Annotated in this window: 22 protein-coding genes; 13 read left to right on the top strand and 9 right to left on the bottom strand. The window is 36.2% G+C overall.

Features of this window, described 5'->3' with window-relative positions:
- Positions 1 to 66: 66 nt before the first annotated feature.
- From IPK35_16215 to IPK35_16205, 3 genes are read right to left on the bottom strand one after another with little or no spacing between them, the layout of a single operon-like run.
- Positions 67 to 318 carry a BPTI/Kunitz domain-containing protein gene (locus tag IPK35_16215; GenBank protein MBK8054760.1) on the bottom strand — a complete coding sequence of 84 codons (252 nt, stop codon included), beginning with the start codon at positions 316 to 318 and terminating at the stop codon, positions 67 to 69.
- Positions 319 to 326: 8 nt separating this feature from the next.
- On the bottom strand, positions 327 to 716 hold the full coding sequence (locus IPK35_16210) for a hypothetical protein (protein MBK8054759.1): 390 nt from the start codon (positions 714 to 716) through the stop codon (positions 327 to 329).
- Between the two features lie 3 nt (positions 717 to 719).
- Entirely contained in the window at positions 720 to 1,043 is a 324-nt protein-coding gene (locus IPK35_16205; GenBank protein MBK8054758.1) for a hypothetical protein, read from the bottom strand.
- Between the two features lie 234 nt (positions 1,044 to 1,277).
- Here IPK35_16205 and IPK35_16200 point away from each other — a divergent pair, with 234 nt between their 5' ends.
- The 3 genes from IPK35_16200 (at position 1,278) to IPK35_16190 (ending at position 3,561) form a co-directional block, all read left to right on the top strand.
- Positions 1,278 to 1,568 carry a thioredoxin family protein gene (locus tag IPK35_16200; protein MBK8054757.1) on the top strand — a complete coding sequence of 97 codons (291 nt, stop codon included), beginning with the start codon at positions 1,278 to 1,280 and terminating at the stop codon, positions 1,566 to 1,568.
- Positions 1,569 to 1,777: 209 nt separating this feature from the next.
- Complete coding sequence (locus IPK35_16195) at positions 1,778 to 2,881, top strand: AAA family ATPase (protein MBK8054756.1); 1,104 nt, start codon at positions 1,778 to 1,780, stop codon at positions 2,879 to 2,881.
- Positions 2,878 to 3,561 (top strand): HNH endonuclease, encoded by a 684-nt coding sequence (locus IPK35_16190; GenBank protein MBK8054755.1) that lies wholly within the window; start codon positions 2,878 to 2,880, stop codon positions 3,559 to 3,561. The genes IPK35_16195 and IPK35_16190 overlap by 4 nt, the downstream gene beginning before the upstream one ends.
- A gap of 10 nt (positions 3,562 to 3,571) precedes the next feature.
- Here the strand turns inward: IPK35_16190 and IPK35_16185 are convergent, their stop codons facing one another.
- Entirely contained in the window at positions 3,572 to 4,027 is a 456-nt protein-coding gene (locus IPK35_16185) for an Lrp/AsnC family transcriptional regulator (GenBank protein ID MBK8054754.1), read from the bottom strand.
- A 155-nt stretch (positions 4,028 to 4,182) separates the two neighbouring features.
- Here IPK35_16185 and IPK35_16180 point away from each other — a divergent pair, with 155 nt between their 5' ends.
- The 3 genes from IPK35_16180 (at position 4,183) to IPK35_16170 (ending at position 6,509) form a co-directional block, all read left to right on the top strand.
- Positions 4,183 to 5,442, top strand: a complete 1,260-nt coding sequence (locus tag IPK35_16180) for a cystathionine gamma-synthase family protein (GenBank protein ID MBK8054753.1) — start codon at positions 4,183 to 4,185, stop codon at positions 5,440 to 5,442.
- Between the two features lie 81 nt (positions 5,443 to 5,523).
- Positions 5,524 to 5,871 (top strand): PadR family transcriptional regulator, encoded by a 348-nt coding sequence (locus tag IPK35_16175; GenBank protein ID MBK8054752.1) that lies wholly within the window; start codon positions 5,524 to 5,526, stop codon positions 5,869 to 5,871.
- A complete protein-coding gene (locus IPK35_16170; protein ID MBK8054751.1) occupies positions 5,868 to 6,509 on the top strand; it encodes a hypothetical protein in 642 nt (213 codons plus the stop codon). The genes IPK35_16175 and IPK35_16170 overlap by 4 nt, the downstream gene beginning before the upstream one ends.
- A 12-nt stretch (positions 6,510 to 6,521) precedes the next feature.
- Here IPK35_16170 and IPK35_16165 read toward each other — a convergent pair whose 3' ends face one another.
- The 4 genes from IPK35_16165 to IPK35_16150 form a co-directional block, all read right to left on the bottom strand.
- Entirely contained in the window at positions 6,522 to 7,325 is an 804-nt protein-coding gene (locus IPK35_16165) for a tryptophan-rich sensory protein (GenBank protein ID MBK8054750.1), read from the bottom strand.
- A gap of 59 nt (positions 7,326 to 7,384) precedes the next feature.
- Entirely contained in the window at positions 7,385 to 7,816 is a 432-nt protein-coding gene (locus IPK35_16160) for a PIN domain-containing protein (GenBank protein MBK8054749.1), read from the bottom strand.
- A 9-nt stretch (positions 7,817 to 7,825) separates the two neighbouring features.
- Positions 7,826 to 8,089, bottom strand: coding sequence for a hypothetical protein (locus IPK35_16155; protein MBK8054748.1), 264 nt, complete (start codon positions 8,087 to 8,089; stop codon positions 7,826 to 7,828).
- A gap of 363 nt (positions 8,090 to 8,452) precedes the next feature.
- Complete coding sequence (locus IPK35_16150; protein MBK8054747.1) at positions 8,453 to 11,350, bottom strand: FAD-binding protein; 2,898 nt, start codon at positions 11,348 to 11,350, stop codon at positions 8,453 to 8,455.
- A 290-nt stretch (positions 11,351 to 11,640) separates the two neighbouring features.
- Here IPK35_16150 and IPK35_16145 point away from each other — a divergent pair, with 290 nt between their 5' ends.
- From IPK35_16145 to IPK35_16135, 3 genes are read left to right on the top strand one after another with little or no spacing between them, the layout of a single operon-like run.
- Complete coding sequence (locus IPK35_16145; GenBank protein MBK8054746.1) at positions 11,641 to 13,029, top strand: hypothetical protein; 1,389 nt, start codon at positions 11,641 to 11,643, stop codon at positions 13,027 to 13,029.
- Positions 12,969 to 14,198 carry an OmpA family protein gene (locus IPK35_16140; protein MBK8054745.1) on the top strand — a complete coding sequence of 410 codons (1,230 nt, stop codon included), beginning with the start codon at positions 12,969 to 12,971 and terminating at the stop codon, positions 14,196 to 14,198. The genes IPK35_16145 and IPK35_16140 overlap by 61 nt, the downstream gene beginning before the upstream one ends.
- Before the next feature lie 33 nt (positions 14,199 to 14,231).
- A complete protein-coding gene (locus IPK35_16135; GenBank protein ID MBK8054744.1) occupies positions 14,232 to 15,110 on the top strand; it encodes a hypothetical protein in 879 nt (292 codons plus the stop codon).
- Positions 15,111 to 15,379: 269 nt separating this feature from the next.
- Here the strand turns inward: IPK35_16135 and IPK35_16130 are convergent, their stop codons facing one another.
- The gene (locus tag IPK35_16130; GenBank protein MBK8054743.1) at positions 15,380 to 16,072 is read right to left on the bottom strand and encodes an HAD family hydrolase; all 693 of its coding nucleotides are present in this window, start codon (positions 16,070 to 16,072) and stop codon (positions 15,380 to 15,382) included.
- 258 nt (positions 16,073 to 16,330) lie between these two features.
- Here IPK35_16130 and IPK35_16125 point away from each other — a divergent pair, with 258 nt between their 5' ends.
- The 4 genes from IPK35_16125 to rny all read left to right on the top strand — a co-directional run bounded on the left by IPK35_16125 (position 16,331) and on the right by rny (position 21,539).
- A complete protein-coding gene (locus IPK35_16125) occupies positions 16,331 to 18,775 on the top strand; it encodes a phenylalanine--tRNA ligase subunit beta (protein ID MBK8054742.1) in 2,445 nt (814 codons plus the stop codon).
- 26 nt (positions 18,776 to 18,801) lie between these two features.
- On the top strand, positions 18,802 to 19,155 hold the full coding sequence (locus tag IPK35_16120; GenBank protein MBK8054741.1) for a hypothetical protein: 354 nt from the start codon (positions 18,802 to 18,804) through the stop codon (positions 19,153 to 19,155).
- The gene (locus tag IPK35_16115) at positions 19,152 to 19,448 is read left to right on the top strand and encodes a cell division protein ZapA (GenBank protein MBK8054740.1); all 297 of its coding nucleotides are present in this window, start codon (positions 19,152 to 19,154) and stop codon (positions 19,446 to 19,448) included. The genes IPK35_16120 and IPK35_16115 overlap by 4 nt, the downstream gene beginning before the upstream one ends.
- A 441-nt stretch (positions 19,449 to 19,889) precedes the next feature.
- Positions 19,890 to 21,539: a ribonuclease Y gene (gene rny, locus IPK35_16110; GenBank protein ID MBK8054739.1), complete on the top strand. Its 1,650-nt coding sequence runs from the start codon at positions 19,890 to 19,892 to the stop codon at positions 21,537 to 21,539.
- The last annotated feature ends 11 nt before the right edge of the window (positions 21,540 to 21,550 follow it).

Here is a 21,550-nt window from a genome sequence, read left to right as displayed (position 1 = left end):
GTCCCAATGAAGTTTCAAATTTTTAACACGTGTATTATTGGATAGTGGAAACAAGATTAATTTAGATTAATTTCCACAAGAACATTTCTTCTGACAGTCTTCAAGGGTTTCAAAAGGTACTACTCCATCACAACCACCCCAATTGAATTGTTTGCATTTTTTCTCATTTTGGTCGTAATAGTATTTTTTAAATAATGCTTTGCAGGGTCCTGGGTCGGGCAGGAGACTGCAATCTTTATGTTGTTGTTCTTTGCAACAACCTGAGAGACTAATTATAATAGCAATGGAAATAGCAATTTTGGAAATTAAATAATACATCCCGAATTTCATTTAATGGTTATAAAGTCTTTACCCGAAATTTTAAATACGTGACAGCAATCGTGGCCAATGATATATTTTTCATTAAATAGTTCTTTGTCAAATCCGTCTTTTCCGATCAGTTGTACAGGGCTACCACTTTTTTTTACTCTTTTCATCTCATTGTCATTGATGAAGCAGTATGTTTCGTTGAAATCAGAGGTTATGGTCTTTGACTCTCCTGTATCAGTAAAAATGACTTCGAGTTTTGAAGGTTTAAATGATGGCGTTCCTTCTTTAGTGATTTTTGTACAGATGCTCACAAAAACTTCTGTACAAGCTAAGTTGTCAGGGCAATCGTCAGTTGCTTTAGAGCAAGACATGACTATAAAAAGAAAAATTATAAAAATTTGCTTCATCACTTATTTGATTTTTATTAATTCTGTAATTTCAATTTCTCCGGCTGAGGCTACGCAGGTGTTGACCAGAAAGTGATATTTGATTTTTACTTTCATGGGAAATGTATCGGTTGGTTTCACTCCGAGAGACTCATGTCTTTGTTGCCACTGATAGTATTCATTCTGATTTTCATTCAGTTTGACCAAAACTCCACCACAGCAAGGACAAAGCTTGGGATCAAACCCTATAAGTGTTGCTTCTGTCAAGCCATCTTCAGTTTTAGTGCATGATGGTATTAAACATGACAATATAAATGCCAGAAACAAATATTTATTTATTTTTTTCACGATGGGCATTTGTATTCATTAGATGGATGGGCATTTGTATTCATTAGATGCATAAATCAAACAATCCTTTCAGTGTATAGACGTAGTTTCTTAGATAATAGTTGGACAATGATCAGTCTTTTTTGGCAATGTATACATTTTTTTGTTGACGCACACAATAAGTAACTTAAGTCACCATCCTGAAACTTATAAACCAATACCTTTGTTTTCATTAAGCTAAATTAATCAAAAACAATGAAGTATTCAGAAATTATCAATAGTGATACACCAACCTTAGTGGATTTTACAGCATCGTGGTGCGGACCATGCAAAGCTATGGCTCCAATTCTCGAACAATTGGCTCTCAATATCGGAGAAAAAGGTAAGATTATCAAAATCGACGTGGACAAAAATCCGGGAATCGCTGAAAAAATGAAAATCCAGGGTGTACCCACTTTTGTCCTTTATAAAAAAGGTGAAATCATATGGCGTCAATCCGGTATGCAGTCCTTGACACAGTTGCAATCCCTGATTGAAAATGCTTAGTAAGCCAAAATCCAGGGTGTACCCACTTTTGTCCTTTATAAAAAAGGTGAAATCATATGGCGACAATCCGGCATGCAGTCACTTACCCAATTGCAGACACTGATTGAAAATGCTTAGTGAGCCATTGATAATTGGTTTATATGTAGAAACTAAATATTTATCATCGTGTAGATGGTATTGAATATGATATAAATAACTATTTTTGTATCATGGAATCACTTTTTGTAACAAATGTCACTATTAAAAAGATTCGACATCTTAAGGATCTTAAAATAAATATTTCTGACACTGACAGAAAGCATCTAATACTTACGGGTAAAAATGGGAGTGGGAAGACATCGGTTTTAAACTCAATTGGTTCTTTATTTACGAATACTCGCTTAATGGGACCTAATTTTAATATTGGATTATTTAGTGAATTAATTATTTTAAAATACAATACTGAAGAACAGCTATTTCAAAAAAAATTTAATGAAACAATAAAATGGAATTTTCCAGCAATAAGAAGCTTAAAAGTGGAAAAATCTGCTGGTGTAAAAGACAAAATAACAAGTAAAGTCGAAGATTTTGAAAAATTTCTTGCAAAGAAAAGGACAGAGCAAGCCTTTTTATCCTTTGAAAAAGAAAACAAAAATGAAGTCAAATTAATTTCAGAATGGTTTGATAAATTAGAATCTTCCCTACGATTTCTGTTTGAAGATGAAAGCCTAAAGTTGATTAGCAAAAGAACAGAAGACAAATTAAATTTTTATCTTACTTCGGATCATCGGGAAGAATTTGACTTTAATACATTATCAAGTGGATATAGTTCTATTTTGTTCATCCTTTTTGATATGATGCAACAGATGCAAAATGATGGCGGAAGTTTTGATTATACCAAAGAAGGTATTGCTTTAATTGATGAAGTGGAAGCTCATTTGCATATATCACTTCAAAAAAAGATATTGCCTTTTTTGACAGCATTTTTTCCCAATGTTCAGTTTATCGTGACCACTCATTCACCTTTTATTTTACAGTCGCTCAAAAATGCTGTGATCTTTGATTTGGAAACAAAGAAGCGGTATGAAGATTTTTCAAATTATTCATCAGAAAGCATATTGGAGACATTTTATGATATGGACAAGTTTGGCGACTTGATGAAACAAGATATGGATAAGTATGAAGCATTATTACAGCGTGTGAATGGTCAGAATAAAATTGAAATTCTCGAAATGCGCAAAAAATTTTTAGAAGTACCGGATATTGAAGTTAGTTATTGGATCAAAGACATGGATATCCGACATAGAGAAAAAATCAAACCAATGTTGGTATGATCAATATAGAAAGAACTATGCCTGCACAGCCTTCTCTTGCTAAGCAATCTTTTGTTGGAGTAAAAGAAGCTTTGATAAATATGCAAGCCAATAAATGCTATCTGTGCGAGAGAAATGCGCCAGATACATCACAAATTGAGCATTTTATACCAACAAATAATGGTGGAGTGGAACTACAGTTTGTTTGGGAAAATCTTTTTTTAGCTTGTGATCATTGTAATTCTGTCAAAAATAATGTGTCAGATAAGAAGAAACCTACCTTAGATATATTGGATTGTACAGATTTTTCCACTATTATTTCAGACGTAATCAATTTTTACTGCGAAGGCAAGCCAAGAGAAAAAGTCATCATCACACCAGCTATCGATGAGCCAAGTCAAAGTATTTTGGATACTGTTTTCTTACTTGACAATATTTTCAATTACCAAAGTGAATCCTTGGCATTTGATGCAAAAGCACTGACCGATGAAGTTATAATTGAAATGAAACACTTATTGGATTTGTTACATGAATATGATTTTGGAAGTCATTCTAGCACAAAAAAAGAAAGAATCCTATTGGATATCAAAGATACATTATCCGTAGAATCCCCATATACAGCCTTCAAAATATGGTATATAAAGCGTAATTATGTTGGAACCGAGTTTATGGAGCTATTGCCATCTTTCTTAAAAAACTAATATCTGAAGTTCAGATTTGAATACCTACTTCAGATTTTATTTCAGACATCACAAAGGCACTCTGGACATTGCCGATATTTTCAAGGGATGCCAGTTTGTGGGTGACAAAATGCTGATAAACTTCCATGTCCGGCACCATCACTCGTAGCAGGAAATCATACATTCCGGCGATGTGAAAACATTCTCTGACTTCCGAAAAGCGGACGATCTCGCGAATAAAAATTTCAATCATTTCCTTTTGGTGGTATCGCAGGGATACATAACACATCACTGTCAGGTTTAAATTCAGCATTTTCGGATTTAACCTGGCATGATAGCCAGAAATATACCCTTCTTTTTCAAGTTTTTTTAGTCTTTCGAATACGGGCGTAGGACTCAGATTGACTTTTTCACTCAATTCTTTTACTGTGATTTTGGCATTTTGCTGCACCTCTCTGAGTATAGCGATATCATACGTGTCTGTCATAAAGAAAAAATATCCGGTTTTACATATTTTGGCAAACAAAATTAATACAATAATCCAATATAGATAGGAAATTTAGAAAAATAATCTTATTATATTTAAATCGACAGACAAATTGATTATTGCCATATCTTTGTAGTAGAAAATAATCATCTATTATGAAAGAGGTAAATAATCATCAGTTTAGCCCTGAATCACTTATGATGTCTTATGGCTATAAACCTGAATGGTCCGAAGGAGCAATAAAGTGTCCCATTTTTCAAACATCGACATTTGTATTCAGAAATGCGGAAGAAGGCAAGGCTTTTTTTGAGCTGGCTTACGGACTGCGCGAACCCGATGAGCATGAAAAACCCGGGCTTATCTACTCCAGGCTCAACAACCCTGATCTCGAGATCCTTGAAAACAGGTTATGTCTCTGGGACGGCGCAGAAGCATGCGCTGTATTTGAAAGCGGAATGTCCGCCATCACGACAGTCCTTCTCGAATTTTTAAAGCCAGGTGACCTTTTATTGTATAGTATGCCGGTATATGGTGGTACTGATCATTTTATCAATACTTTTTTACCGAAAATCGGTATTGATGCCATAGGTTTCCGACCTGATATGAATGCAGATGATATCAGCAAATTATTGGCTTCAACATGTAAGGCTGATAAACTGGCCATGATTTATACCGAAACACCTGCAAATCCTACCAATAGCATAGTGGATATTGAAATGCTGGTACAGCTTGCCAAAGTACACTCTACAACTGATCAAAATATCCTTGTCGCTGTAGACAATACTTACATGGGACCACTCTGGCAACATCCCTTAAAACATGGAGCGGATATAGTGATGTATTCCGCAACAAAGTATATTGGCGGACATAGTGACGTCATCGCCGGCGCGGTACTTGGCAATGCAGAAATCATAAAGCGGGTAAAGACTCTACGCACATTCCTGGGTAATATGGCCAGTCCCAACACCGGTTGGTTGCTGATGCGCAGTCTTGAAACACTCAAGGTAAGGATGCAAAAGCAGGTTAAAAACGCCAAAAAAGTAGCTCAATTTCTGGCATCTCATCCTAAGGTGGAAAAAGTGTATTACCTTGGACTGATCCACGAACAATCACCCAATTATGAAGTCTATAAAAAGCAGTATAAATCCTCAGGGGCCATGCTGTCCTTTGATATCAAAGGCGGTGAAAAGGAAGCTTTTCTGTTTCTGAACAATCTGAAGCTCATCCAACTCGCTGTTTCACTCGGAAGTACAGAAAGCCTTGCAGAACATCCTGCATCTATGACGCATGCCGGGATTGCAGAGCCTCACAGGAAAGAAATAGGAATCACTGATAAACTGATAAGGCTTTCTGTAGGTGTAGAAAATCATAATGACCTGATTTGGGATATTGGACAGGCGTTGGAGTTGGTGTAATTATTTATAAAATATTATTGAAAAAATAGTATACCTAAATAATTTATGTATATTTGTCCTGGATATACATAAATACTCATTATGAATTCATCAGCTTATTATAAAGGTAGCCTTAATACGATCATTCTGCATCTATTGAGTACTGAAAATCGGATGTACGGTTATGAAATAGCCCAAAAAGTCAAGGAACTTACTTCAGGTGAGATGAAAATATCAGAAGGTGCGCTTTATCCGGCCCTGCACAAGATGGAAGATGATGGTTTATTGGAAGCTGAATTGGAGTACATAGGTACACGCGTGAGGAAATACTACAAACTTACTCAAAAAGGTATTGGCGAAAGACAAAACAAACTTGAAGAGTTAAAGTCTTTTATTAAAAACATTCAGGATATCTTTAATTCATTAAAACCATCTATAGTAATATCATGACACTCAACGAAATTCAGGTAAATCAGGTAAAATCCTATATCCATCATGCAGGTATTGATTACATTGACATTGCGGATGAAATCACTGATCATATTTGCTCTCAGATAGAACACCATATGCATAAAGGTCTTTCATTTGATGGGGCATTTGTAATTGTAAAACAAAGGTGGAATCCAATGATGCGGAAAGAAACATCTAATTGGATCGGTTATATTTGGGTTAGACCCAGAGTCGTTCTTCTGAAGTCAGTCCAGATTTTGAAAAGTTTATACATCAAGACAATTTTAGTATCATTGCTTATTTGTACGATAATGTATTTTATTGAAGAGAATAACATTTTAAGTACTTCACAAATATTTGACATCATAGTTATTTCAAATATTTTTATAGTTATTTTAGCATTCATTACATGGTTTAAACTGTTGTTTAGCCGTTATCATAGTGTTTATCGATTTCTTTTTATTTCTGGACTAAATCCGTGGATGTCGGTTTTTATGTTTTATATGTTCATCGGGTCGGAAATTACGAAAGGCATTTTACCATGGATGTGGTTCGTTTTATTCATGATTTTGACTCTATTTTATATTGATACAGCTTGGAAACATTTCAACTATAAAAGACAGTTGAAAATGGTTTGATTTGCCATAATTTTATTTATGCTCAAAAAAATAACTTCTCCTGCCTACCAGATTTAAAATGGCATAAATCGATAGCATCACCATACTGTATTTTGCCACGGTGGCTACCTGCAAGGAGACAACATCTTCCGGAAAGGATATTCTCTTGGAGTAAATTCCCCATAACGCCCAAACAATGACCAAAGCATATGGAATATCCTGCTTCCTGAAAATCATGATAATTCCAAGTATGGCTGCAATGATTATCATCACAATCGTCCATGTACCCTGAACAGAAGCATTTGACTGCCATCCTGTAGAGATGATCATCGTGGTCACATTAGCAATAGTTGCCACACTGATCCATCCCAGATAAACACTGATAAAAAGATGGATTCCCACAGCATTACTAAAGTTCATTGGTCTGAAGCTACTTACTGCCTGATAGAGGCGAATCAGGCTGTACAAAAGGAAAAACATTGTAGCCAATGACAGAGCGACTTTTTCGTAGTGCCAGAAAATGATCCATGTTGCATTGGCAACACAACTAGCAAAAAACCAATGACTTATAGCATTGACGATTTCAGTAGTTTCGGCTGATTTTTTTTGAAATTTCCACAGTTGAAACAGTGCAAAGCCTATCATCAGCACATAGATAATACCCCAAATACTGAAAGTAAATCCAGCCGGCACAAAATAATTGGGAAAGGCATCAGACAGTTCGCCGGTTGTTTTGTTATTGATCGGGAGGCTAACGGCAAGAAAATTGAAAGTTATGGCCAGCACCACACCAAGTATATTGAATATGATGTATAATCGGCTATTATCTTTGTTCATAAAATTGATTTTGGACATTAGAAAAATTCTGAAACATTACAAATATATGATGTTAATGTTTAGTTTTTTCCTAAAATATAATGACTCAATAAAAATTCTTTGCAATCATGTACAGGGACTTCAGAAAAATAATAATCATCTTTATCTTCCGTTACTATATATGTACAACCTGAAGCCAAAGCTGAATAATACTGCATACCATCTTCTATATCATGAATAGAAGTATTATTAAGAGCCTGCCCAACTATTTTATCATCAACTGTGGTCACTTTGATATGTTCCATCAGCAATTTGAGTTTCTTTTTTGCAAGTGAAGTGCCACTTTTTTTTTCTTCAAAATAGAAACCAATAGCCAGACAAAAGGGTGAAGTAAATAAATCATAATCATGTCTATCTGCCAAACTTAAGACCCTTGCTGCATCTGAAAATAATGGATATTCCTTATTCATCACAGCTACCAATACATTGGCGTCAATAAATACTCGCTTCATTGGTTTGGATTACTTAGACTTTTTTGAGTCAAAATACTCACTGCGAAGTTTTTTGGAAGACTTTGGTTTTGTTTTGTACTCGGCTTGCCCTTCTGCGGCCATCATGACCCAGTCAGAGATGGGTAAGGCTTCCAGATTTGGGTAAGACTTGTCTGATAGTCTACTATAAAGAAACTCTGTAAGGCGAGACAAACTCATATTGTTTTTTTTAGCAAAGAGTTTTGCCTTAGTGATGACATCATTATTTAGAGAAAGGGTAAGTTTAGCATCCATTTCATGTGTTTTATACGTAAACATTATTTATTTTATACGTAAACAATTGTTTGGTTTCAAAAGTTCAAAGGAAATGCTATTTTTTTAAGTTTTGGACTTTGGAGACTATAGCAAATCATAAAAATATAGACATTCGTTTGTATCTCGAGAATACACCTATATTTGTATTTATCTCACAAAAATTACCACATAAATACAAATATAATTATTTATACATGTACTTATGTGGTATATTTAACACGATTAGTACAGATATAAATATTTATACTTGTACTAATCTCGTACAAATGCATAGATAAGTACAAGTATAATAAAAGAATATTTAATAAATTCCCTTTACCACACCTTATAGGTTTCTCAAACCTATAAGGTGTGAACATACTCCACACTCTCCACCCAATGCACCGCTTTCCTCCCTGCAAAATCATGGATTTGGTGACGACATGAGAAGCCATTGGCTACCACTAGGGTGTTTTTGTCTGTCTTGTTGATTGCTGGAACTAATACGAGCTCTGAGATTTTTTTGGACACATAGTAATGTTCTGATTCGTAACCGAAGGAGCCGGCCATGCCACAGCAACCACTATCAGGTTCGTGACAATTAGTGCTGGATGACTTATATATGGATTTCATGCCACTCGTGCCGAAAGATGCTTTCTGATGACAATGCCCATGAAGCAGGATATCTTGGGACTTGGCTACAAATTTACCTTTGAGTTGACCAGAAGATAAGGCATCAGATAAGAAAACGTCGATGGTCATTACATGAGTTTTGAGCGCATCTGAGAGTGCAATATCCTCTATCAGATCAGGAAGATCATCTGTAAGCGCAGAGGTACACGACGGCTCGCAGACGACTACCTTCATACCTTGATTGATATATGGCAAAAGTTTTTCGGCTACTTGGGTTCCATCTGATTTTGCTTCTTTTAGAAAACCATTAGATATCCTCGGACGCTGACAGCATCCGACAGATGCTAGCAACACTTCATATCCACAATCAGTGAGCAGTTTGATAGCAGCTTTTCCTACTTGCGGTTCGTGATAGTTGATATAAGTATCGGCAAAGAGCGCTACTTTATTTTTGCTTCCATTAGATTTATAATTGTTTTTATACCATGTCTCCAAAGATTCATTGGCATATGATGGTAATGTCCTGCGACGATCTACTTTGAGTATTTTTTCAGCGGCATATTTGAAGATGGCAGTTCCTTGTACAAAATTAACAAAAGGTGCTTTCCATCCAGCCATTATGGGCACCATATTGACATTGGAGCTGATGGCTTTTTCACGAAAAGTGATCTTACCTTCATCATATTTTTTCTGAAGTACTTCACTTTTGAGTTTGGCCAGATCGACATTAGATGGGCACTCAGATTTGCAGGCTTTGCAGGATAGACATAGATCAAGCGTCTCCAATACTTTCGGGTCTGTGAGTCCTTCAAAACCCAGCTGTCCCGATATCGCTAATCTCAATGCATTTGCTCTGCCACGGGTAGAAGCATCTTCATCAGCCGTTCCTTTGAAGCTTGGACACATCGTACCGCCTATGTGATTGCGACAAGCACCCACACCCGAACAGTTGTGCACCAAGGCTTCGAATGAGTGATCTTTTCGGTATTTATATACAAAATCGTACTTTTTGTCTTTATAGCCGGCACCATACCGCAGGTGCTGATCCATGGGTGGTACGTCGATGATGATACCAGGATTGAGCAGGTATTCCGGATCAAAAATAGTCTTGACATCCTTGAGACATTGATATACTTCGTCTCCAAAAAAATCTCTCAGCCTGTGCCCACGATTACGCCCGTCACCATGTTCGCCGGACCAGGCTCCTTTATATTTTTTAACTAATTGGAAGACATCATCCGATATTTTTTTCATCAGATCAATATCTTCCTGTTTAGTGACGTCCAGTCCAGGTCTCACATGAAGGACGCCAACACTCGCATGTGCATAGAGGATGGTTTCTACGTCATATTTTTTGCATATCTTCAGAATATCTTCTATGTAATCAGCAAGATTTTCAACGGGAATTGCCTGATCTTCAATAAAGGGAATGGGTTTTCTGCCTGATGGGTCGCCCATAATGAGTCCTAGTCCGTTTTTGCGCAATGCCCAGGAATCATCCAATTCAGCAGCAGTACGAAGAATAGGGTAGGCGTAAGCAGTACTATTATCTTTGAGCCAATCTGAGAATTCTGTGATTCTTTGATCAAGTTCTTCTTGCGACAAGCAGAAAAACTCTACTGAAAGCGTAGCTTGCGGAGTACCAACAATCAATCTTTGGTGCAGACCTTTGGTCATATTGTTTTTGACACTTTGTTCAAATACAATGAAATCAAGCATTTCTATGGCAGCAGGATCAAAGGCAATCATTTGATAGACTTCTCTTATCGCTCGCATCCTGTCATCATAGTGGACGGTGAAAGCTGCCTTGTATTTTGGAATGGGTTCAAGATTGACTTTGGCTTGAAGGATGATGCCGAGACTACCTTCTGAGCCGGCAAATATTTTAGCCATATTCCATCGATCTGTGTGAATGTATTCGTCCAGTGGATAACCATTGACTCGACGCATCACTTTAGGATATGCGGCTTCGATAGCTGTAGCATGTTCAAAAATGATCTTTCGGAATGAGCGATAAATTTCTCCTTCACGATCTATTTGTTGGCATTTGGTTTCGTAGGCTTCTGCTGATAATTCCCCTAATTCTAGTACAGTCCCATCCATCAGCAATACTTTAAGTTCCAACACATGGTCAATTGTTTTGCCATATTTGATACTTTTTGTACCTGAAGAATTATTGGCTATCATACCACCTATAGTAGCTCGGCTGGAAGTAGCGGGATCCGGGGCATAATGTAAGTTGTGGCTCTTGAGAGCAGCATTGAGTTGGTCGCGAACTACACCTGGCTGGACAATAGCATATCGTTCTTCAGGGTTGATTGCCAGTATTTTATCAAAGTATTTTGTAAAGTCTATGATCAGTGTTTGGTTGGTGGTTTGTCCTGCCAGACTGGTGGCACTACCACGTGGCATCACAGGGATATTGTATTTATTGGCTATCTGGATGATTTTGATTAGATCACTTTCATGTGATGGTATGGCTACTGCTAGGGGCTGCAATTGGTATAAAGATGCATCTGTTGCATAAAGACCGAGCGAAAGGTCATCGGTTTTGATTTCTGAAGTTGAAATGGTATTTAATTCCTGAATGAATACTTGAAAACCTTTCGGTATTTGTATGGTCGCCATCTGGTGCACTATTCTTTTTGCAAAGGTATTAAAATGATACAATAGTTTTAATCCTTGATTATTCTTTCAAATAATTATAGTGAACAGAAAATATTCTGCGAAAAATTTAAATCATAATGTATTGTAAATTAAATAATTATGATTATAAATTTTCGCAATCAATTTTCTGTTTGGTATAAAACTTGTCTCTTTTAGTGTTTTGAAGTCAATATAACAAAAGTTATATTGACAATTCGTTTCTATAGACTTATTTTTGTGTTCATGAGTTGAAAATACAAAATATAGGTACCATGAAATACATAAAATTTCCGAAAATTCTTTCTCCTGTAAATCATCATATTGTAGCATCATTCAGTAATTTAAAAGATAAAATAAAATTTGATACAGGTTTGACACCGGTATTTGCGACTATTTTAGCATCATTTTTAATTATTGCAGTGATAATAGGTGTATGTATTATTCTGGGACCAGCTAAACATATCATTATGGGAGATTTTGCATATGCGGACCCCACATCAACGACAGCTATTATTATTGTATATTCCTTGCTTGGGACATCGATATTTCTTAACGAAGTAAAACTCCTAAAAAACAAATCTAATACAATAGAGATTCCTTCTATCCTGACCTTTATGCAAATGATGGTTTCGGTTTTACCACTTTTTACATGGTTGTTAGTTTTGCTCTGGAATGATCCGGTGTCTAAATGGGGTTCATTAATTATAACGGTGATTGCCATAATTTCCAATTTGAGACTATTTTCTGACGATGATTTTAAAAAGGAGTTTGATACAGAAAAATTTATGCACATAATGATGATTCTGGTTGCCCTTATTTTGGGTTACAATCTACTTTTATATTTATTTAACTGCGACTTCCTGGATAACAATTACAGAGCACAAAACAATCACACTTTCAGAACCATTTCCGGTGTAGCAGGAATATTGTGTTTATTTTATATCCTTCCACAGATTCCTGAGCTGTATAATAAAATTAGGTATTGGGGGCTTGCTGGTGGACTTGTGATTTCTCTATTTCTATTTTCTCAGAAGGGGGCCATCAATACATTGGACATTCTTCTTATATTTGGATTGTTTATGCGCATGGTAATATTTGGATCAGGATTTACACTCCAACTTATAAAGAGCATAAATGATACACTTAAAGGATATTTTAATGATAAAAATCATAAAAACATTACAATCAAACGTGATAGTATCTATGATTTGCTCAAAGTAACACCCTTCTTAATTTTTTTAGTATTAGTGTTTCGCAGTAAAAACCCCGACATTCATAAAGTTCAGACATATCATACCGGAAGAAATAAGATGTTTATGGAAGATTATATCACCAAGTGGATCAATGAAAGAAGTGATAATAATGATCCGATTGTCCTTATTTCAGGTCAGGGTGGTGGCTCCAGAGCAGGGTGTGCTTTTTATTCAGCGATGTCTGTTCTGGACACACTTTCGATAACAAAAAACAATATTTTGGCTATGACGACCATTTCCGGAAGTAGTAATGGAGCCGGATTCTACCTTACAGGCAAAAAATGGGTCAGCAAAGCTTACATTCATATGATGCGACCGATCAACTCTATACAAGGGATTATATTAGTATGTTGTTATTCAGATTATTGTTCTGGGATCCACTTATTGCTATCTTACCTGCTCCATTAACAAAAAAATTCAATTGGGTTGGTCGTAATAAATTCCTTCCTAATCTGGAAGAAAAAGCTGCCAGAGAAGCGTTTAAAATTTCCGATAATGCTAAAACACTAGCAGAACAATCATGGTCCGATGTCTATCAAGACGAAAACGCTAGCACAACAAATGATCTTCCACTTTTTATACCAGCATCATACAATTTTACTTATTCTCTAAAGGCTTTATCCACTCCATATCCTTTTAAGGAAAAAACGAACAATGACTTTTATTCGATTTTAGATAGTCTTGGCGAAAATCAATCTATATCCATAGGAGAAAGTATACTCTTGAGTCAGTTGTTTCCTGTCGTTAATGCAAGCGCAATCGTTGGGTCAAATAGTGCTTACATAGATGGTGGGGTTTATGACAACTATGGTTTTGAAACATTACTGGATTTGTATGATATAGTTTCCAAATTAAGATATAAAGTGGCGCCTAAAAAGTCTATTTTGATAATTCCCATATTGAATAGCAGCATCTATACTGACAGTTTTCAGTTAGATTATAAAAACAATTTGATCAATACCTTCACAGCCGTTAGTAATTCGATCTTCATTTCCAATCCATCACGCAATCTTACCTTGCTAAAACAGAAGTTAAATGATAACGGTGACCATATTGAAATGTTAGAAATATTCAGCAAAGGATTGCAATCACACAATGGTAAACCCCAAAATCGTGCTAAAAACAACTGGTTTAAATATGCTCCGGACTCAACTAAAGTCATGATGTCCAGGTATTTACATTCAGAAGAAATAAAATCATTAAAAAATATGGCAATTGATGAGATTCAATCCAAAATTGTCAATGGGGCATTTAAAAAAACAAAACATACTTTTTTATTTGATTTTGGTAGATCCACACCCGATAAAGAAGCTCAGGAATTACTAAAAAACATAAGTAATGATTGCAATGATAAATGTGTTGACATAGTCGGTTATTCTGATATCAGAGGAAAAGCTGTTTATAATACACAATTATCTTTGAACAGGGCAAAGGAAATCAAAAGTTATTTGAAAAAATTTATGAAAGGCCATCCGGCAGGCATTTCAATTTCTTCCGGCGCACATCCAAATTTTAAGGAAGGAATCTTTGAACGCATTTATGACAGGAAGTGTATCATCACTATAGATACTTTATAACAAGTTTTTATTCAATTTTTATAATCAATTTTAATGACTACCAAGGAACAAAAAGAATTCATTCATCACCAAACCGAGACATTAATCAATAATCCAGCTACCTCAAGAAACATCAAAATCGTAGCTGAAGGAGACTCATGGTTTGATTATCCGCTTTCAAAAGATATTATCGATTGGCTAGCCATAGAAGGATATGCCATAAAAAACTTAGCAAAACATGGAGATATACTTGAAAATATGGTTTATGGCACTGACATCACAGAAAATAAAGAAAACAAGTCAAAAAGTCTGGAAAAAACACTAGCAGCTATTAAAAAACATGAACCTTCATTTGTACTTTTATCAGGAGGTGGCAATGATGTAGTAGGTGAAAACATGATCCAATATCTTAATCACCAATCATCTGGATTACCTCTACTCAGGAAAAAGGAGTTTACAAACCACATCAATGGTTATGTAAGGAGTATGATCAAGTTATTTTGCACAAAAATATGGGAAGTAGATAGCAAGATACATATTTTAATGGATGGTTATGCGTATGCCAAAGCAAATGGGAAAGCATATAAAAAGATTTGGATCAATTGGGCAGGACCATGGATATTACCAGGTATGCATCAAAAAGCCATTCTTTCTTCAAGTGATCATGAAAAAATAATAAAGGAAATGGTTGATATTTTTAACGATATGTTGGCGGGTTTATCGGATGAGTTGAGCCATTTTCACCACATTGATTTAAGATCCTTCTTCATAAAAGATGCTCAATGGGACAATGAAATTCATCTTACCAACGAAGCCTTCAGATCTGCAGCTAACATTTATCATTTTGAAATGAAAAAAATAAACCTATCTGTTCAATCTGATATTGACAAAATCAAAATTGCTACCAGCTGGCCGGAAGAGATCGTAGCTTAAGAGTATGTTTGAATTTTTATTGCCTTAAAATCAACGTATTATGAACCTGACTTCAAAATAATCGCCTTATTTAGTTCACTAAATGCGTTCATTATTTTATTGCCAGAACCATAATCTCTTGATTTACAACTAAGAAAAATTTTAATCATACTCTAATTAGTGCTGTTTTGTAGGTTTTAGATCGTTTTAGATTTTAATTTCATTGGTAATATAAACATTATTTTAGTGAATATCACAAGTAATTTATCCTTAACTAAAAGTTGGCGACCCTAAATCCACTTCAATATTTCGTTGACATGTGCCACCTGCCTGAATCCGGGATTGGTGATGATAACATCTACTTTTTCATGTTCCCAGGTAGTATGAAATGGCACATGCACTCCCAAGCAACCCAACTCCAGGACGGGCAAGACATCTGATTTGAGCGAATTGCCTATCATCAGAAATTCGTCCGGTTGGATATCCAGATGCCTTATGAGTTTTTGATAGTCCGAGACTCGCTTTTCAGAAACTATCTCGATATGGTGAAAATATGGTGCGAGCCCTGATTTTTCAAGTTTACTCTCCTGATCCAAGAGGTCTCCCTTGGTTACGACAACCAACCTGAACTTGTCTTTCAGAGCGAGCAAAACTTCTTCAACTCCTTCTAAAAGGATGACCGGTTGATTGAGTTGCGTTCTGCCAATTTCTACTATTCTTGATATGACATCTACAGGCAGCGTATTTCCTGCAATTTTTATCGCCGTCTCAATCATTGATATCACAAAAGCTTTTATGCCATAACCATAGATACTTAGATTTGCTATTTCCGTGGCAAATAGCTCTCTGTGTGCACTATGTCTGGGCATGTATGTCTCCATAAGATCACAAAATTTTTCTTCCCCTTCTCTGAAATATGGCTCGTTGCTCCAAAGGGTATCATCTGCATCAAGCCCTATCACTTTTATATTCTTCAAATCCATCCTATTATTAAATTGTTAGCCACAAAATTAGAAATTATATTACTATTTTAAGAAATATTGAATTTTTAAATATTTAATATATAAGTATTTTATTTTAAATAAGTAATAAATTGGAGATTAGTAAAATTTAAATAGACTTTCATAAACATCTCATTTTTATTAGTCTTTTCAGACATGTTTTTGTACTTTTGCGTGATCATCTTTACTGCTACAAACAATAGGGAAATAAGAATTATTAAATTAAAGAATTTGTGAAGCATGAAATTGTCGCTGAATTGGCTAAAAAAGTATCTTGATATTTCATACAGTCCTGAAAAGATTGCTGAGATGCTCACTTTGATAGGTCTGGAAGTTGAAGGTATAGAAAAAGTTGAGCCCATCAAGGGTGGTTTGAAAGGTGTGGTGACCGGAGAAGTGATAACTTGTGAAAAACATCCTGATGCAGACCGACTTTCTTTAACTACTGTAGACATAGGAACCGGGGAGCATCTGCAGATCGTATGTGGTGCTCCGAATGTTGCCGCCGGACAAAAAGTGATGGTGGCCACTATTGGCACTCATTTATACAATGACAGCGGTGAACCCCTTATCATAAAAAAAGGAAAAATAAGAGGTGCCGAATCTCAAGGTATGATTTGTGCACAGGATGAATTGGGTCTTGGAACTGATCATTCAGGTATTATCGTTTTACCCGCAAATGTTCAACCGGGTATCGCTGCTTCTGACTATTATCACATTCAGGATGACTACGTGTTTGAAGTAGGCTTGACTCCCAACAGATCAGATGCAACTTCACAACTGGGAGTGGCAAGGGATTTACTAGCATATCTGAAAGTAAATGAAGGATATACGGACGAAATCAACGAACCTAATATTTCTGATTTTGTCACAGAGCGAGTGACTTACAATATCGATGTAGAAGTTGAGGATAAAAATGCATGTCTACGGTACACTGGTATAACCATTGCCAATGTTGAAGTAAAAGAATCTCCTGAGTGGCTCAAAAAATTTCTTACCGCCATCGGGGTAAAACCCATCAACAATATAGTCGATATCACCAACTTTGTGTTAAATGAGTTGGGTCAGCCACTTCATGCATTTGATGCCGATAAAATTGAAGGTAAAAAAGTTATCATTAAAACTTTGCCAGAGGGACAGGAGTTTGTAACCCTTGATAATGTAAAGCGCACACTGGGTAACATGGATCTGATGATTTGCGATGGAAATTCTCAGGGATTGTGTATCGCTGGTGTATATGGTGGTTTGGGTAGTGGTGTGACTGAATCTACCAAAAATATCTTTCTTGAATCTGCTTGTTTTAGTCCATCATCCGTAAGAAAGACAAGTACAAGACATAATCTCCGAACCGATGCGGCAAAGATTTATGAGAAAGGCTCTGATCCAAATGTGACAGTTTTGGCAGCTAAAAGAGCATCTGCTCTCATCAAGAGACTGGCAGGTGGAGAGATCAGTGATAAGATGATAGACGTCTATCCATATGAAATATCCCGTGTGGAAGTGCGACTATACTATAAGAATGTACAGAATCTGATAGGAATGCCTATCCATGAAGAGGTGATTCATAATATACTGCAGGCGATGGACATGGAAGTGACTCCATTTGATGATGAGAGTATCCTGGTGTTAGTCCCCACCAATAAGTCTGATGTGACACGAGAAGTGGATCTGATAGAAGAAATTGTACGAATTTATGGTCTCAACAGAGTACCTGTGTCTGATCAGATCAGAAGTACCATCACATACACATCCAAGCCTGATAAACACAAAACAAAAGAACTCATCTCCGATTTTCTTGCTTCTACAGGTTATAATGAAATGATGGGCTTGTCGCTGATTGAGTCTAGGTGGTATGATGGATTAGGTATCGCGGATGCCTCGGATTATGTATATATCAACAATACATCAAATGTACATCTCAATATCCTGCGGCCTGATATGCTGGTCAGTGGTCTTATCTCTGTAAGTTACAATCTCAACAGACAGCAGAACAACCTGATGATGTATGAATTTGGGAAATCTTACAGGAAGTCTCAGGATGGATATCTGGAAAGTGAATTCATTTCCATCTTCATCACCGGTAAAAAGAATGAAGAGTCCTGGCTCAATGACAATAAGGCAGACAAATCATTTTATGATATCAAAAAAACAATTTATTCTATATTGCATAGGGTCTCAGTTTCTGGTTTTGAAATTGAAGAATTACAGGCACATCCGGGACTTTCATATGGCATTAGGATTAAGAAAGGTCCTCTGGTATTGGCACAATTGGGTGAAGTCAGAAAATCAGTGTGTCTGCGCTTAGGAATTAAGGTTCCGGTCTATTATGGTGAAGTGTCATTTGATGCCGTGCTGAAGCTCGCAGGTCAGGAAAAAGTACAGGTGAAGGAGATCAGCAGATTCCCTACCGTGAGACGTGATCTTGCATTGATACTGGATAAAAAAGTGAAATTTTCAGAAATTGAAAACATTGCCAGAAAAACTGATAAAAAACTTTTAAAACAGATTTCGCTTTTTGATGTTTATGTAAATGATAATCAACTCGGTGCCGACAAAAAATCCTATGCCGTGTCATTTATATTTGAAAACACGGAAAGGACTTTGCAGGACAGAGAAATTGACCAGATAATGGATAAATTGATCAGTCATTTACAGGATGGAACCGGAGCATTAATCAGAAAATAGTTATATATTAAATAAAATTATTACCTTTGGAGAAAAATTTGATACAAAGTCTGGATAAAATACTGGAAATCAGCAGTAAAGTCAGGTCTAAGTATCAGGATCTAAGGAAAAAGAATGTAGAATTGGAAGTTCAACTCAGCGATCTAAAAGTAGAAGCTGATCAATATAAAAATCAAATAAATTTATTACAAAGAGAGTTGGAGAATCGTGTGAAGGAAGATAAAAATTCAATGTTATCGATTACGGATGATGTGTCTGAAGATGCAGTACAAATATTGAAGCAAAAACAAAATATAAAAAATGCTGAGATAAAAAAACAATTAGATATGTTCATCGATGATATAGATCAATGTATTCAAATAGTGCAAAAAAAGGAATGACAGAAGAAAAAGAGTTGGAATCAAAAATTATCACAATAGCAGGGAGAACTTTTCCTGTAAAACTGGATAATGATGAAAAAGACTTTGTTCATGATATTGAGCAGGATATCAATGCTAAAATCATGAATTTTCAAAAAACTTACCCTAACAGGGATAAGTTGGACTGTGTGATCATGACTTTGCTGACCTATACATTTGATTTAAAAAAACAACTTCCCGTCAATAGTCAGGAAGAAATTGACTTAAAAACAGAAAAAATCATTCAGACACTTTCTGAATTGGATATTGACTGAAATGTTGACGGCAAGTAAAAAAAAACGATATGCGTTCTTAATTTCTCAGCTCATGAGAAATTACATTGGAACATTTAGAATATTTAACTTCTTACCCACCATTCTTTACCTGATTTTCCTGTTTCGGATAGGAATTTTAGAGTATGCTTAAAATTTTTATTATTTGTAAATCAAGAGATTATGGCTCTGACACTAAAATAATCAACGCATTATCCTGCTTGATAACCGTTTTTTAGGCTGGTAGGTGAGCTACACGACTATTTTGAAGTCAGGTTCATAATAGAGTGATTTTAAGGCAATAAAAATTTAAATGTGCTCTTCCCTCAAAGAAATTAGGCACTTTAAACATACTCTCATTATATCAACTCATGATACAGCTAAGGTTATAAAACAATGGTGTTTTGTGAGTATTATTTCACACTTTTAAAATTTTATGAATATATGAGTACAGTATTATTGGCAATCGCAGCATTCATTGGAGGAGGCGGTTTATATCATTTGGTTTCACAGACCTTATACAAAAATAAGGTAAAGGAAGCCAATGATAAGGCAGATATCACTATCAAAGAAGCGGAACTGACAGCCAAAAGAAAACTTGATGAAGCAGAAAATCGTGCTGAAAAAATTCTTTCTAAAGCTGAACAAACGAATGATGCTATTAAGCAGAAAAAAATACAGGAGACCAGAGAAAACTTTTCAAAGTTGAAATCTGAATTTGAAACCTGGAAAGCTGAGCAAAAAGTAGAAATCAAAGAAAGGGAACTCACAGCCATCTCATTGGAGAAAGAGTTGAAAATCAAACAAGATGCCATTCTTACAGAAATGGAAACCATTGAAAGTAAGGAACAGGAAATACTTGCAATCAGAGAAAATCTGGATGTGCAGATGAAAATCGTTGCTAAAAAGAAAGAAGAACTTGATTCGGCCAACGAAAGGTTCATCAAAGAACTTGAAACGATTTCCAAGCTTACAGAAAGTCAGGCGAAAGATCAACTGATTGAAGCGGTCAGAGCAAAAGCTCAGAATGACGCAATGATAATAGAAAAAGAAGCGATAGCCAATGCACACACCAATGCAAATAAGGAGGCTAAAAAAATTGTTATACAGACGATTCAAAGGATGTGTGCTGAGATCACAATCGAAAACTCCGTTTCTGTGTTCAATCTTGAATCTGATGAAATCAAAGGTCAGATCATAGGTAGAGAAGGCAGGAACATCAGAGCACTTGAAGCAGCTACAGGTGCCGAAATTGTGGTTGATGATACACCTGAAGCTATTGTGATTTCCAGTTTTGACCCGATCAGACGTGAACTGTGCCGTCTGGCACTCAAAAAATTGGTGGCTGATGGACGTATCCACCCGGCAAAAATTGAAGAGACCGTGGCTAAAGTCAAAAAACAATTGGATGAACAGATCGTGGAGATAGGAGAGAGAACTATCATTGATCTAGATATTCATGGACTGGCACCTTATTTAGTCAAAATGGTAGGTCGCCTGAGATTCAGATCTTCTTATGGACAAAACCTGCTCAAACACTCTATCGAAACTGCCAATCTATGTGCTACTATGGCAGCAGAGCTAGGTCTCAATCCCAAGCAGATAAAGATGGCAAAACGTGCCGGACTCCTGCATGACATAGGTAAAGTGACTGAAGAAGAGTCAGAATTATCGCACGCACTCTTAGGTATGGAGATCTGTGAAAAACACAAAGAACATCCTGTGATACTGAATGCAGTAGGTGCGCACCACGATGAAATAGAAATGAACAACATCATTTCTCCTATAGTTCAGGCGTGTGATGCCATCTCTGGTGCCAGACCTGGAGCAAGAAGAGAAATTCTGGAGAGTTACCTAAAGAGAATAGGCGAACTTGAAGAACTTGCATTAGCTTATGAAGGAGTTCAGAAAGCCTATGCTTTGCAAGCCGGCAGAGAACTAAGAGTGATAGTGGAGTCTGAAAAAGTAACAGATCAGTATGCTGATGACCTTGCATTTATCATTTCACAAAAGATACAGGATGAGATGCAATATCCGGGTCAGGTGAAAGTCACCGTTATCAGGGAAAAGCGGGCTACGGCATTTGCGAGGTAGAAAATTGAATA

This window comes from Saprospiraceae bacterium, from assembly GCA_016713025.1.
Lineage (GTDB): Bacteria > Bacteroidota > Bacteroidia > Chitinophagales > Saprospiraceae > OLB9.
The sequence above is the reverse complement of the archived record's forward strand: the minus strand, read 5'-3'. Positions and strand labels throughout refer to the sequence as shown.